At 68.9% G+C, this 14,046-nt stretch carries 11 protein-coding genes; 7 read left to right on the top strand and 4 right to left on the bottom strand.

What is annotated here, in order from left to right:
• Positions 1-269 precede the first annotated feature (269 nt).
• Together AB0D57_RS01775 and AB0D57_RS01770 are read left to right on the top strand one after the other, a co-directional pair.
• Positions 270-1,061: a VOC family protein gene (locus AB0D57_RS01775; RefSeq protein ID WP_362065860.1), complete on the top strand. Its 792-nt coding sequence runs from the start codon at positions 270-272 to the stop codon at positions 1,059-1,061.
• A gap of 389 nt (positions 1,062-1,450) precedes the next feature.
• Positions 1,451-2,116, top strand: coding sequence for a TetR family transcriptional regulator (locus AB0D57_RS01770; RefSeq protein ID WP_362065858.1), 666 nt, complete (start codon positions 1,451-1,453; stop codon positions 2,114-2,116).
• A gap of 30 nt (positions 2,117-2,146) precedes the next feature.
• Here AB0D57_RS01770 and AB0D57_RS01765 read toward each other — a convergent pair whose 3' ends face one another.
• A complete protein-coding gene (locus tag AB0D57_RS01765) occupies positions 2,147-3,193 on the bottom strand; it encodes a LacI family DNA-binding transcriptional regulator (RefSeq protein ID WP_362065856.1) in 1,047 nt (348 codons plus the stop codon).
• A gap of 135 nt (positions 3,194-3,328) precedes the next feature.
• Between AB0D57_RS01765 and AB0D57_RS01760 the strand changes: the two genes are divergently transcribed.
• Positions 3,329-4,216, top strand: coding sequence for a hypothetical protein (locus AB0D57_RS01760; RefSeq protein WP_362065854.1), 888 nt, complete (start codon positions 3,329-3,331; stop codon positions 4,214-4,216).
• On the opposite strand, the gene AB0D57_RS01755 is transcribed toward AB0D57_RS01760, so the two are convergent.
• Positions 4,213-5,166, bottom strand: a complete 954-nt coding sequence (locus AB0D57_RS01755; RefSeq protein ID WP_362065852.1) for a multicopper oxidase domain-containing protein — start codon at positions 5,164-5,166, stop codon at positions 4,213-4,215. The genes AB0D57_RS01760 and AB0D57_RS01755 overlap by 4 nt on opposite strands.
• Positions 5,167-5,442: 276 nt before the next feature.
• Here AB0D57_RS01755 and AB0D57_RS01750 point away from each other — a divergent pair, with 276 nt between their 5' ends.
• Together AB0D57_RS01750 and AB0D57_RS01745 are read left to right on the top strand one after the other, a co-directional pair.
• The gene (locus tag AB0D57_RS01750; protein ID WP_362066169.1) at positions 5,443-7,872 is read left to right on the top strand and encodes a ThuA domain-containing protein; all 2,430 of its coding nucleotides are present in this window, start codon (positions 5,443-5,445) and stop codon (positions 7,870-7,872) included.
• A complete protein-coding gene (locus AB0D57_RS01745; protein ID WP_362065850.1) occupies positions 7,872-10,073 on the top strand; it encodes a family 16 glycoside hydrolase in 2,202 nt (733 codons plus the stop codon). The genes AB0D57_RS01750 and AB0D57_RS01745 overlap by 1 nt, the downstream gene beginning before the upstream one ends.
• A gap of 175 nt (positions 10,074-10,248) precedes the next feature.
• Here AB0D57_RS01745 and ligD read toward each other — a convergent pair whose 3' ends face one another.
• Positions 10,249-11,262, bottom strand: coding sequence for a non-homologous end-joining DNA ligase (gene ligD, locus AB0D57_RS01740; protein WP_362065848.1), 1,014 nt, complete (start codon positions 11,260-11,262; stop codon positions 10,249-10,251).
• A gap of 88 nt (positions 11,263-11,350) precedes the next feature.
• Here ligD and AB0D57_RS01735 point away from each other — a divergent pair, with 88 nt between their 5' ends.
• Together AB0D57_RS01735 and AB0D57_RS01730 are read left to right on the top strand one after the other, a co-directional pair.
• Entirely contained in the window at positions 11,351-12,421 is a 1,071-nt protein-coding gene (locus tag AB0D57_RS01735; protein ID WP_362065846.1) for an ATP-dependent DNA ligase, read from the top strand.
• Positions 12,422-12,585: 164 nt separating this feature from the next.
• The gene (locus AB0D57_RS01730) at positions 12,586-13,605 is read left to right on the top strand and encodes a DUF3048 domain-containing protein (protein WP_362065844.1); all 1,020 of its coding nucleotides are present in this window, start codon (positions 12,586-12,588) and stop codon (positions 13,603-13,605) included.
• Here the strand turns inward: AB0D57_RS01730 and AB0D57_RS01725 are convergent.
• Positions 13,575-13,961, bottom strand: coding sequence for a hypothetical protein (locus AB0D57_RS01725; protein WP_362065842.1), 387 nt, complete (start codon positions 13,959-13,961; stop codon positions 13,575-13,577). The two genes, AB0D57_RS01730 and AB0D57_RS01725, sit on opposite strands and share 31 nt — an antisense overlap.
• Between the last annotated feature and the right edge of the window lie 85 nt (positions 13,962-14,046).

Here is a 14,046-nt window from a genome sequence, read left to right as displayed (position 1 = left end):
CGAAGATCGTGCCGCGCGGCGAAAAACGTTCGATCAACGCGGGATCAACGCCGTGTTCCGATGCCGCCGACGGCCCCGATGATGGCCCCGCCGGACGCGGAAGGGCACGGCGGCGCGCGGGAGGCGTGAAAACAAGGCGAACCTCGCCGGTCACCCAGAGCAACCGCGGCCGTCGCACAGATCCGCGGCGGGCGGCCCGGCGGCCATTGTCAGTGGGCGGTGCAAGACTCGGCAGTGCAGGCAACGGGACCTCTCGAAGGAGGGCAATCATGCTCACCACCCGCTTTGTCACCGGCGCCCCGAACTGGCTCGATGTCGGCACCCCCGACATCGAGGGCGCCACTTCCTTCTACGGGGACCTCTTCGGCTGGCGATTCCAGTCCGCGGGGCCCGACGCCGGTGGCTACGGCTTCTTCCAACTCGCCGGAAAGACCGCCGCGGGCGGCATGCAGACCACCGAGGAGCAGGGCCCGCCTTCCTGGACCGTGTACTTCCAGAGCCCTGACGCCGATGCCACCGCCAAAGCGGCCGAGCAGGCCGGGGGCAGCGTGATCGTTCAGCCCATGGATGTCATGGGCAAGGGCCACATGGCGATCCTCGGCGACGAGGCGGGCGTGCCGTTCGGAATCTGGCAGCCGGGCCAGACCAAGGGCATCGAGGTGGCCGGTGACCCCGGCTCGCTGTGCTGGGTCGAGCTCTACACCGCGGACGAGCCCGCGGCCGCCGCGTTCTACAACTGCGTGTTCGGCTGGACCACTTCGGCCACGCCGTTCCCCGGCGGCACCTACACCTGCATCAACCCCGCGGGGACCGAGGACACGGACATGTTCGGCGGCATCGTCCCGCTGGCCGACGCCCCGACCGAGACGAAGTCCGGCGCGTACTGGCTGCCGTACTTCGAGGTCACCGACACGGACGCGACGGTCAGCAAGGCCCAGGAGCTGGGCGGCACAGTCCGCATGCCCGCCACCGACCTGGAGGGCGTCGGCCGCATGGCCAAGCTCGCCGACCCGTACGGCGCACGCTTCGCAGTGATCAAGAGCGCGCCGCAGGAGAGCTGAGATACGACTCGGTGGGCCCGAAACACGTGGCCCGCCGAGCCGTTCCCGACCGGAGACGAGTGCCACCCACAGGAAGCGGGCCGTCTGCCTCGAGGTGACCGTCACGTCGACGGCATCGGCCCGAGCCAGCTGACCCTCGTACAGCTCGCCCGGGCTGATGCCGGAGGCGAGCCGTGAACCGTGGACCGCGCCGGCAGACGTGCCGATGGCGACATCGGCGCCGGCCCCGGCGGCATCGACCCCGGTCTCGGCGAGTCCGGCGGCTCCCCCGGCCGTCCATGCCCCGCCCCGTCACGCCTCCACCTAAGCGGGGATAACTCCCCACTTCTGCGGTAGACGATAGCATCAGTACTGGGGAGCTGTCCCCGGTACTACCGAGAGGCGAAGTCATGACGGTCGGCGTGAACGGGCCCGATCCGGTACGGCGGCGCGATGCGCGGCGCAACCGCGAGTCGTTGGTCGAGGCTGCCCGTGAGGTGTTCGCCGCACAGGGGCTGCACGCACCGCTTGATGTGATCGCCCGCCGGGCCGGCGTGGGAAACGCCACGCTCTACCGGCATTTCCCCAGCCGCGCCGCACTGGTCGACGAGGTCTTCCGGGACTCGCTCACGCAGACCATGGACGCCGGGGAGCGGGCCAGGACCAGTGAGGAAGCCTGGACAGGTCTGCTGGGCTATCTGGAGACGGTCTTCGCCGGACTGGCCGCCGACCGCGGTACGAACGACCTGATGACCACCCACCTCAAGGGCGTCGACTCCCTTGATGCCGTACACGCCCACAACCGGGAGACCTTGGAGGTGCTCCTGCGCCGCGGCCGTGAACAGGGCACGATCCGCGGCGATCTCACCACCGAGGACCTCCTCTTCACACTGGCCGCGCTCGGCCGCGCCGTCCCGGCCCTCACGACCACGGCCCCGGACGCCTGGCGCCGCCCGCTCACCCTCCTCCTGGACGGCCTGCGCGCCTCCCCCCTCACCTCAGCGCTGCCCGAGCCACCCCTCACCCCGCCCCAACTGGGGGAAGTGCTGGGCAACTTGGGCCCGCACCAAGAGTGACGACAGCGCGGCAACCGGCCAAGGGCTGCCCTAGGCGGAGGCCCGCCGTACCAATGTCGTCGGCAGCACCACGCTGGAGGGCCCGCCGCCCGGACTCCCCTTACCGGTCCGGTGATCGAGGTCCCGCAGCAGCAGGCGAGCCATCAACCGGCCCATTTCCTCGATGTCCTGACGGACCGTCGTCAGCGGTGGGTCCGTCTGTTCGGCGACGGGCAGCATGTCGTCGAAGCCGATCACGGCGACGTCGTCGGGCACCCGCCGTCCCCGCTCACGCAGGACGCGCAGGGCTCCCGAGGCCGACAGATCGTTCGCGGCGAACACCGCGTCCACATCAGGGCGTCGCTCCAGCAGCTCCCGCATCGCACGCTCGCCGTCCGCGGGCGTGAAGTCGCCCTCGGCGATGAGCTCCGGATCGACGTCGACCATGACGTCCCGGAACCCGTCGAGCCGGTCGACCGCGGAGGTCTGGTCGAGGGCGCCGGTGATGTGCGCGATACGCGTACGGCCGAGTCCGACGAGGTGGCGTACGGCCTCGCGGGCGCCGCCCCGGTTGTCGCAGTCGACGTACACCGTCGACGCGGCGTCACGGGTGCCGTCGGCCCAGCCCGGGCGTCCGCCGAACACGGTCGGCACGCCCGCGCCGTGGATCAGTCCGGGCAGCGGGTCGTCGAGGTGCAGCGAGAAGACGAGCGCGCCGTCGACATGACCGCCGGCGAGATAACGGCCCACGCGTGCGTAGTCGTCGCGCCCCTCCGTGAGCAGCAGCACGAGCTGCGAGTCATGTGCCGTCAACTCCTTGCTGATGCCTCGGAGTTGGAGTGCGAAAAAGGGGTCCGCGAAGACTCGGGTCTCCGGTTCGGCGATCACGACGGCCACCGCGTCGTGGCGCCGGGTGACGAGGCTGCGTGCGGCCTGGTTCGGCACGTACCCGAGCTCTTCGACGGCTCGCCTGACCCGCTCGACGAGCGGCTCCCGCACCCCGTCGCCACCGTTCACGACACGCGACGCGGTGGCCCGGGAGACCCCGGCCCGCGCGGCCACGGCCTCCAACGTGGGGCGCGACACTGTCCCGGTCACCCGTGAGCACCTCCCCAGCGGTTGCGGATCAGGATAGCCGCGCCGCCGCCGTGAGAGCGCTCCCGGATCAACGAAAAGGCTTGCGCCGACGAGCCGTACGGGATGATGATCTCCGCATGACCATGAGAAAGGTCCATGACGCCTGACCGCCCCGCGACCCCACTGGCCGCGTTCGCCCGTCTGCCCCGCTCCTATCGGGACCGGAACATCGCCCACAGCACGATCGACGCCTTCGGGCGCGCGCACTGGCTGCTGACCGAGCGTCCGCCCGAGCCGCGCCGCGAGAAGCCGTACGACGCCGTGGTCGTCACGGTCGGGGACGGACCCCCGTACGAGACACATCTCAGCGCTCTGCGGGCTGCATTCCCCCAGCTCGACGCCCTCCCGGACGGCGGATTCGTCGTCGCGGACACACGCAGCCGGGCGCAAGGGGAACACGTCCAGGTCTTCGACGCCCTCGGACGCCTCTCGTGGACGTTTCGCGTGGGGGACGGAATCGAGCACCTGCTGACCGATGAAGCCGGCGATCTGTGGGTGGGCTACTTCGACGAGGGCGTGTATGGCGACGACGAGCTCAGTTGGCCCGGGCTACGGCGCTGGAGCCACACCGGCGACCCTCTGTGGACGTACCACCCGGCGAACCACGGCGACACGATCAGCGACTGCTACGCGCTCAACGTCAGCGACCGCTCGGCGTGGGTCTGCGCCTACACCGAGTTCTCCCTGCTGGAGATCGGCCCGGACCAGGGTGTGCGAGCCCACGCCAACCAGGTCCGGGGCGCCAGGGGACTGGCGGTCCACGACGGTCGCGTGACCTTCTTCGGCGGCTACGAGCACGAACGCGACCGGCTCGTCATCGGCGAGCTGACGGACACGGGGGTCGCCGCCGTCGCGGAGCGGCGACTCGTCCGCCCCGACGGCACCGACCTCGGTCGCCGCCGCGTCGTCTGCCGCGGGCCACGCATCTACATCCAGGAAGACCCCTTCACGGAGTGGACCGTGCTCGACATCAGCGCCGGCTAATGCTCATGCGGCTCATACCCCGGAATCGTCCCGTCCGTCTTCTTCACCAGGAACAGCCCCACCATCCCCATGTCGGAATGGCTCTGGACGTGACAGTGGTACATCCACGCTCCGGCCCCCACGCCCTCCCCCGCGATCACCTGGAATCCGAAGGAGTCCGCGGGCCCGACGATTTTGTTGTCGATGACCTGGCTCGGGTCGTCGGGGCCGGTCAGCAGCCCCGTCCGGTTGTCGGCCCAGCGGTGACCGTGCAGGTGGAACGTGTGGTAGTACTCGCCGTGCGTGATCATCACGATCTCGACGCGATCACCCACCGTGGCCTCGAAGTTGGGGCCGGAGTGAGCGGGCTTGTTGTTGATCGTCATGTCGTTGAAAACGATGGTGAAGGTCCGGTCGGGGAGGATGTCGCCCTTGCGGCGGACGATCACCGGGCCGTACAGGCCCTTGCGAATACCGCCCGTTCCGTGTTCCGTGCCGACCACATGGTCGTGGTAGTGCCAGTACCCCGCGCTGCCCGCGCGCCACGTGCCGTCCTTGCGGCGGCCGGGCGCGTGGGTGCGCCAGGTGTAGGTGCGGGTGCCGCCCGGCTCGACATCGCTCCTGTTCAACTTCGTTCCGTCGCTGGAGATTTCGTAGTCGAGGCCGTGGACATGCAGGCTCGCCGCCACGTCCATCGTGTTCTCGAACTCGATGTGCAGCGTGTCGCCTTCATTGAGCTCGAGCAGCGGACCGGGAATCGACGCCTTGCCCTTCTCGAAGCCGTAGCCCATCTGCCCGTCGGCCAGTTTCTCGGCGTACAGCTTGATGTGCCGGACCTCGCCGCCGGCCGGAGCGGTCCGCACGGCGTCGCCTGCACCCACCGCCCGAGGAGCCGACGACAACGATGTCACCCCACTTGCGACCGCCGCCCCGCCCAGCAGCATCCGCCGATGGAAGCCACGTCTGTCCATGCCGAACTCCCCACCCTGGTACGGAATTTACGGAGATGAACTGGTGAGACAGTAGTCGCACGACGCCAGTTTATCCACACCCAGGACAAAGTTCGTTCCCTTACGGTCATACCTATTGGCGAGCCGCGAAAAGAGGTCTAGCTTCCTTGGCGCTGTTGCTGTGACCGACGAGGACTGGATGACCACATGCGGCTCCCATCGCATCAAAAACCGTCCGTCTTACGAGGGTTGAGCGCGAGAAGACCCAAAAGCCGACTCCGCGCCTGGGCCACCGCCCTGGCCGCCGGAGCCGTCACCGCGGGGGCACTCTCGGCCCCGCCCGCGAGTGCGGGCCAGGCTCCGGAACCGCCCCTGACAACGATGTCTATCAAGTCGCCACCAGGCGGCGCCAACGTACGGGTGCTGATCTTCTACGGCTCGGCGGCGGCCGGGGACGAGTCACCGGTCGTGAACGCCGGAATCGAAGCCATCGAGAAGATCGGTCTGTCCGGCCCGGCCGCGCAGCATTTCAAGGTCGAGGCCACGGACGACGCCTCGGTCTTCACGCAGGAGACAAAGCTGGGCCGGTTCAATGCCATCGTGTTCCTCACGGGTGGCGGAGATGTCCTCGATCCGGAGCAGGAGGCGGGCCTCGAGGCGTACATGGAGGCCGGCGGCGGTTTCGTCGGCCTCCATGACGCGGCCCGCGCCGAGCCGTACTCGGACTGGTTCACCGGACTCATCGGCGCCCGTCCGGCGACCACCAGCCCGACGAACGTCCAGCGGGCGACCGTTGAGGTCGGCGACCGGCAACATCCCGCCACCAAGGACCTCCCGGTCCAGTGGAAGCGCCCCGACCAGTGGCTCAACTGGGTGAAGAACCCATCGGGCGAGGTACACACCGTGGCTCGGGTGCGCGAGTCGACGTATCAGCCGGGCACCAGCGCGAACGGCTCGGACCATCCGGTGAGTTGGTGCCGCGACTACGACGGCGGCCGCTCCTTCTACACCGGCATGGGCGGCACGGCGGCATCGTTCGACGAGACCGACTTCCGCACGCATCTGCGCGGCGCCCTGCTCTGGACGACCCGCCTCGCGCGGGCCGACTGCAAGGCGACCATCAACGCCAACTACAAGGCGGAGCGCCTGACTCAGCCCAATCAGCCCGGCCAAAGCGACCAGATCGGCGAGCCGCACGGCCTGGTCACCACGCCCGACGGGCGCGTGCTCTACATCGGCCGCGGCGGCGCGGACTCCTCCCAGCCGGTGATCACCGACTGGAACAACCCCGACATCGGCAAGGGCAAGGGCCAGATCCACGTCTACGACCCGAAGACCAAGAAGGTCACCCTGGCGGGCGAGTTGACGGTCTTCGGCAACAAGGGCGGCGGCGACGAGCTGGTCAAGGTCGAGGAGGGGCTGCTCGGCATCGAGGTCGATCCTCGCTTCGAGCAGAACGGCTGGGTGTATCTGCACTACACACCCCACTCCGAGATCAACCGCGACACACGGATGGCCGAGCGCCGCGTCTCCCGCTTCACGCTCGATCCCGCCACCGACAAGCTGGACCTGAGCAGCGAAAAGGTACTGCTCAGTTGGCCGGTGCAGATCCACAGTTGCTGCCACGCGGGCGGTGGGATGGCCTGGGACTCCCAGGGCAACCTGTACATCGCGACGGGGGACAACAACTCCAGCCGCTTCAGCGACGGTTACTCGGGCAACAACCCCCAGCCCAACTACAAGGGCGTGTCGTTCGCTGACGCGCGCCGCACCGCGGGCAACACCAACAACCTCAACGGCAAGATACTGCGCATCCACCCGGAGCCCGACGGCACGTACACGCTCCCGGAAGGCAATCTGTTCACCGGCAAGGAGACCGCCGAGGGCGGCGGCAAGACGCGCGGTGAGATCTATGTGATGGGGGTCAGGAACCCCGCACGCATCTCCGTCGACAAGAAGACCGACACCCTGTACGCCGGGTGGGTCGGCCCGGACGCGGGCGTGCCGTCGACCACCTGGGGCCCCGCCAAGTACGACACCTTCGCCGTCATCACCAAGGCGAGCAACCGGGGTTGGCCCTACTGCATGGGCAACAAGCAGCCCTACCGGGACCGCAATCTGCCCGACCCGACCCGACCGCTCGGCTGGTACGACTGCGATCACCCCAAGAACGAGTCCCCCAACAACGACGGTCTCGTCAACCTCCCGCCGGTCACCGGCAACAACATCTGGTACTCGCCCCAGGGCGGCGCCCCGGACTATCCGCGCGACGCGAACGGCATCCCCTCGTACAAGCAGGAGGAGGCCACCTATCTGCTGCCGTGGCTCAAGGGCGGCGGGCAGGCGGCGATGAACGGCCCGGTCTACCGGTACGACACGACGAGCTCGAGTGACGTCGCATGGCCCTCGTACTGGGACGGCAAGTGGTTCGTCGGCGACTTCTACGACGCCGACCAGCCGCGCAACGCCGTGCTCACCGACCCGAAGACACAAGGAGACGGCGGGCTGCCGATCCACTCGGAGTCGCTGAAGAAGATCGTGCCCATCGGCAACGACGGCATCAAGAACCTCATGGACTGGAAGTTCGGACCGGACGGCTCGCTGTACGTCCTCGACTACGGGCGCGGCTTCTTCACCTCGGACTCCAAGTCGGCGCTGTGGAGGGTCACATACACCGGTGGCGGGGCGACCCCGGTCGCCGATCAGCTGGCAAGGGAGGCACAGTGATGCGCCAACGAAGAATCTGGACGGGTTTGCTCGCCGCGCTGCTGATGCTGCTCGGGCTGCCGGCGATGTCCGCCGTCGGGCAGAGCGAAGCCCCGGCACGTACGGCCGCCGCCCAGGTGCTCACCTGGACGGCGGGCGACGACATCACCCGGTACATGTCGGCGCCCACGACGGCGGTGGCGGGAGCGACGACGATCGTCTTCGAGAACAGCGCGGCGACCGGCAACACCACCGGTATGCCGCACACCCTGACGTTCGAGACCTCCGATCCCGAGTTCAACAACGACGTCCAGCTCAACATCCTCGCCAACCCGAACGACGACCAGGGCGGCCGCCACACCGCCGAGGTCACGCTCACCCCGGGCCGCTACTTCTACCACTGCACGATCCCCGGCCACGGCCAGATGCAGGGCATCCTCGTCGTGACCGAGGGCGGCGGCGACGACACGACGGCACCCGAGACGTCGGCGAGTGTGAGCGGTACGCAGAACGCGCAGGGGCAGTACGTCGGTTCGGCGAGCGTGACGGTCAACGCGACCGACGCGGGCGGTTCCGGCGTCGACCGGATCGAGTACGCGATCGGCGACACGGGAGCGTGGCAGCCGTACACCGCGCCCGTCGTGTTCGATCAGGTCGGCAGCCACACCGTTCGCTACCGGGCCACGGACAAAGCCGGCAACGTGGCCGGGGAGAAGAGCGTCTCGTTCACGGTGGTCGCCCCGCCGTCCGACGACACGACACCGCCCGAGACCTCGGCGACGGTGAGCGGTGAGCGCAACGCCGAGGGGGCCTACCTCGACATGGCCACGGTCACCGTCTCGGCCTCCGACACCGGCTCGGGAGTCAACACGATCGAGTACGCGGTCGACTCCGGTGCCTGGCAGCCGTACACCGGTCCGGTGATGGTGCATCAACTCGGCGCGCGCACCGTGCACTACCGCGCCACCGACAAGGCGGGCAACGTGTCCGCCGAGAAGAGCGTCTCGTTCACGGTGGTCGCGCCACCCACTCAGGACACGACGCCACCGGTGACCGGGGTGACCGTCGACGGAACACGGAACTCCGGCGGGGCGTACGTCGGGAACGCCAAGGTGACCGTGAGCGCCACGGACGAGCACGGTTCGGGGGTCGCCGTGATCGAGTACTCGCTCGACGGCGGACCCTATCTGACCTACACCGCACCGGTGACGGTGGACCGCGTCGGCGCGCACACCGTTGCGTACCGGGCGAGCGACAAGGCGGGCAACACGTCCGAGCCACGGACGGTGAGCTTCACCGTCGCGACGGGCGGCGGGGTACCCGCGCCCAACTGCCCGGAGTACGACGAGCGGTTGACGGTGATCGTCGGCACGGTCGACTCAGGCGTACCGAACCGGGTCACCAACAACCGTTGCCGCATCAACGAGTTGATCGAGGACGAGAAGGAGTGGACCTCCCACGCTCTGTTCCTCAAGCACGTCACGACCGTCCTGGACAAACTCCTCAAGGAAGGTGTCATCGACCAGCGGGAGGACAACCGGATCACCAAGGCGGCCAAGCAGTCCGGCATCGGCAAGCCTGGCCAGACCGACGGCTACCGCAAGATCCTCGACGGCTCACAAGCGTCCTTCGACCAGTGGGAGCACGTGGGCGGCGGCTCGTTCGGCCTGAACACGGACGGATCGATCACATCCGGCACGTCCAAGGACGGGCTCGGCATGCTGTGGTTCCCCGAGCGCAAGTACGGCGACTTCTCGCTGAAGCTCCAGTGGCGTGACGACGCTCCCGGCACCGGGAACGCCAACTCCGGTGTGTTCGTGCGATTCCCCTGGGTCCACGACCACCCCGAGGAGTCGCGGCCCGAGTGGGTCGCCATCAAGTACGGGCACGAGGTGCAGGTGCTCGACCGGCCCGACGGCGACATGTACAAGACGGGGTCGGTCTACGGCTTCGACCGCGTGGGCCTCGCCGGTGCGGGCGTCACCCAGAAGGGCACCTGGAACGACTACGAGATCCGCGTCGTCGACCAGCACTACTCGGTGTACCGCAACGGCGTGCTGATCAACGAGTTCGACAACCTCGGCGGTCAGGACTTCTATCCGCCGCGCTCGGACGACCCGGGTACGGACGGACGGCGGTTCACCTCCGGCTACCTCGGTCTTCAGGTGCACGGCACGACGGATGTGATCTCGTACCGGGACATCCGCATCAAGGAGTTGTGAGGGGCCGGAGGGACGTCGGTCCTGTCCGAGCCGTTGTCAGTGGCGTGCGGCACGCTGTGATCAGTGGCAGCCGTACGCCGCTGACGACGGGGAGGTCTGTGTGTTCACGGGGAGAGAAGAGGCGGCGTCTTCGAGGACGAGGAGGAGGACGCCGAGCTCTTCGTGCTGCGCCTTCCTAGTTGTCGTGCTTCGCCCGGCTCGGCTGCACCCGCTTCGGTTCACCGGGCATCTTCGGGTACTCGGGCGGGTACGGCAGGTCACCCAGGCCGTGGTCGTGCTCGTCGCGGCTGGCGAGTTCGAGAAGGGCCTCCAGGGAGAAGGCGTGGTCGTCCATGTCCGCGTGTACATCGCCGAGTTCGGCGAAGCGCTTCGGCATGGTCGCCAGGTCGAAGTCCCGGGGATGGGCGTCGCCCACCTCGTCCCAGCGCAGGGGCGCGGAGACGGGGGCGTGCGGGCGGGGGCGTACGGAGTAGGCGGAGGCGATGGTGCGGTCTCTGGCGGTCTGGTTGTAGTCCACGAAGATCTTTTCGCCTCTTTCCTCCTTCCACCAAGCGGTGGTGACCTGGTCGGGCATACGGCGCTCCAGTTCGCGCCCGACGGCGATGGCGGCCCGGCGGACCTGCGTGAAGGTCCAGCGCGGCTGGATCGGCACGAAGACATGCAGGCCGCGCCCGCCGGAGGTCTTGGGCCAGCCGCGCAGATCCCCGTACTCGTGGAGTACCTCGCGCAGTTCGTGGGCGGCGCGCACCGCGTCGTCGTAGTCCGTGCCGGGCTGCGGATCGAGGTCGATGCGGAGTTCGTCGGGGCGGTCGACATCGTCCCGACGTACCGGCCACGGGTGGAAGGTGAGCGTGCCGAACTGCGCGGCCCACAGCACGGCGGCGACCTCGGTGGGGCACATCTCGTCGGCGCTGCGCCCGCTGGGGAAGGTGATGTGGGCGGTCGGGATCCAGTCGGGCATGTTCTTGGGCGCCCGCTTCTGGAAGAAGTTCTCGCCCTCGACGCCCTCCGGGTACCGCTCCAGGGTGGTCGGGCGGTTGCGCAGGGCGCGCAGGATGCCGTCGCCGACGGCAAGGTAGTACTGGGCGAGGTCCAGCTTCGTGAAGCCGCGCTCCGGGAAGAAGATCTTGCCCGGGCTGGACAGACGTACGGTCCTCCCCGCTGCCTCGAGTTCCACCGCATCGGCCATGCGAGCCACGGTAGGCGCAGCGGGCATGCCTCGCACACCGGGCGAACCACACCGGGCGAACGTCCTCAGGACGCCGCAGAATCGAGGCATGGATCTGCCGGTGATGCCGCCCGTGAAGCCGATGCTCGCCAAGTCCGTGGCGAAGATCCCGCCGGACATGCAGTACGAGGCGAAGTGGGACGGGTTCCGCGCGATCGTGTTCCGCGACGGCGCCGAGGTCGAGCTCGGCAGTCGCACCGGGAAGACGCTGACCAGGTACTTTCCCGAGCTGGTGGAGGCGTTGCGGGAGCGGCTGCCGGGGCGGTGCGTGATGGACGGCGAGATCGTGATCGCCAAGGAAGGGCGGCTCGACTTCGACGCGCTCACCGAGCGCATCCATCCGGCGGACTCGCGGGTGCGGATGCTGGCCGAGAAGACCCCGGCGTCGTTCGTGGCCTTCGATCTGCTCGCACTGGCCGACGAGTCCCTGCTCGACGTTCCGCTGGGGGACCGGCGCGCCCTGCTGGTGATGGCCCTGTCGGGGGTGACACCTCCGGTCCATCTGGCGCCGGCGACCACGGAACGCGAGGTGGCGCAGCGGTGGTTCGAGCAGTACGAGGGGGCCGGCCTCGACGGGGTGATCGCCAAACCACTCACGCTGCGATACCGGCAGGACGAGCGGGCCATGTTCAAGATCAAGCACGAGCGCACCGCGGACGTCGTCGTCGCGGGTTACCGCCTCCACAAGAGCGGCCCGATCGTCGGTTCCCTGCTGCTCGGGCTGTACGACGACAAGGGCGCCCTCCAGCACGTGGGGGTGAGCGCCGCCTTCCCCATGAAGCGGCGGGCGGAACTGGTGGAGGAGTTGGAGCCCCTGCGCATGGCGGATGTCGAGCGGCATCCCTGGGCCGCCTGGTCGGACGAGTCGGCGCACGAGTCCGCGCGGTTGCCGGGCGCGCCCAGCCGGTGGTCGACGAAGAAGGACTTCTCCTGGGTGCCGCTGCGGCCCGAGCGGGTCGCCGAGGTGGCGTACGACCACATGGAGAACGGCGTCCGGTTCCGCCACACGGCCCGGTTCCGCCGCTGGCGCCCGGACCGGTCCGCCGAGAGCTGCACGTACAGCCAGCTGGATGAGCCGGTCGGGTACGACCTCGCGGAGATCTTCGGACCGCAGGGCTGATCGCCCGATCGCCTGATCGACGCCACCCTGGAGACTGAGTGATCAGTCCCCCGCATCGGCCGATCGGCCCAACTCGACGCGCATGAACGCAACTGTGCGGGTATGCCCACCGATGAACATATGAGCGCACAATCAGTGGCACGGGAGAGGGTGGCACGGTGGGCATGCGGCAGATGGCGCGGATGCGGCGCGGCGCGATGACGGCGACGCTGCTGACCGCCGCGGTGACGGGTTCCCTGATGACGGGCTGCACCTCGGGCGGCGGCGCGATCGACGACGGGCGCGGCCGAGTTCCCAGTCCCAGTCCCAGCCCCAACCCCAGCCCCAGCCGGGGACAGCCTCAGGGCGATACCGGCACCAGCACCGACAGCGTCGGTCCCGTACTCGCCGTGAAGATCGACAACGTGCGTGCGGCCCGGCCGCAGACGGGCCTCGACGCGGCGGACCTTGTGTACGCGGAGCAGGTCGAGGGTGGCCTGAGCCGACTGATGGCGATCTACGCGAGCAAGCTGCCGAAGGTCATCGGACCGGTGCGCAGCGCGCGCGAGTCCGACCTGGAGCTGCTGCGCCAGTTCGACAAGCCGACGCTCGCCTTCTCGGGAGCGCAGCACAAGCTGCTGCCGCTCATCGACAAGGCACCGCTGATCGCGGCACCACCCGAGCAGCACTCCGACGCCTACTACCGCGGCAATGACAAGCCTTCCCCGCACAACCTCTATCTGCGCCCCCAGGAGCTGGTGCGCTCGGCACCGGGCGCCGACGCCCTCACCACGGGATTCCACTTCGGCGCGGCCCCCGAGGGCGGCACCCCGGAGACCTCACGCACGGTGCGCTTCCCGTCGGCCCGCTTCACCTTCGACTGGTCCGCGAGCCGACACCGCTGGCTGGTGTCGATGGACGGGACGCCGACGGTGACCACCGACGGGAAGAAGGTGGCACCCGCGACCGTCGTCGTGCAGTACGTGAAGGTGCACAAGTCCATGTTCCACGACGTCCTGGGCAACAACTCGCCTTACACGGACACCGTGGGCTCGGGGACCGCCAAGGTGTTGCGCGACGGCCAGGTGTTCGACGTGAACTGGAAGCGCCCGACCGCCACGGACGGCACGGAGTTCACGACGACCGACGGCACGCCGATGAACTTCGCGACGGGTCAGGTATGGGTGGTCCTCGCCAAGGAGTGACCCGGGCATCGGCCCGACAGGTCCTGGGCGCGGTGTCCCAGCCGACGCTCGATCGCCGCTCCCGCCTCCTGGCGGGCGGCGGCGAGCGCGTCCCGCGCCGCCTCGACCGAGTCCAGCCCCACGGCGACCGCGATGTCCTCCCAGCTGACACCCGCGGTGAGCAGTGCCTCGACCGCGGCGCCGACGGCGGCCGCCGAGGCGCGGCGTGCCCGGTCGAGTTCGGCGAGTGTCCGCAGCAGATCGGGGGCCGTCGCCGCATCGCCGAGACCGTCCTGCGCGGCGTGCCGTGCCTGATCTGCGGTGACCCACCAGTCCGCGGGAGTGTGCGGGGAACGGGTGACGAGGGTCTGGCTCACGGTGATGCCGCCTTCCTTTCCCGGGGCCCCGCGTGCGGAGAGATGCGGGGAACGTCAGTCTAGCCTTCAATCCATTGAGCGGTAC

It is taken from the genome of Streptomyces sp. NPDC048275 (assembly GCF_040652275.1).
Classification (GTDB): Bacteria; Actinomycetota; Actinomycetes; order Streptomycetales; family Streptomycetaceae; genus Streptomyces.
Note: the sequence above shows the minus strand (reverse complement) of the source record. Positions and strands in the feature narration are given on the sequence as shown.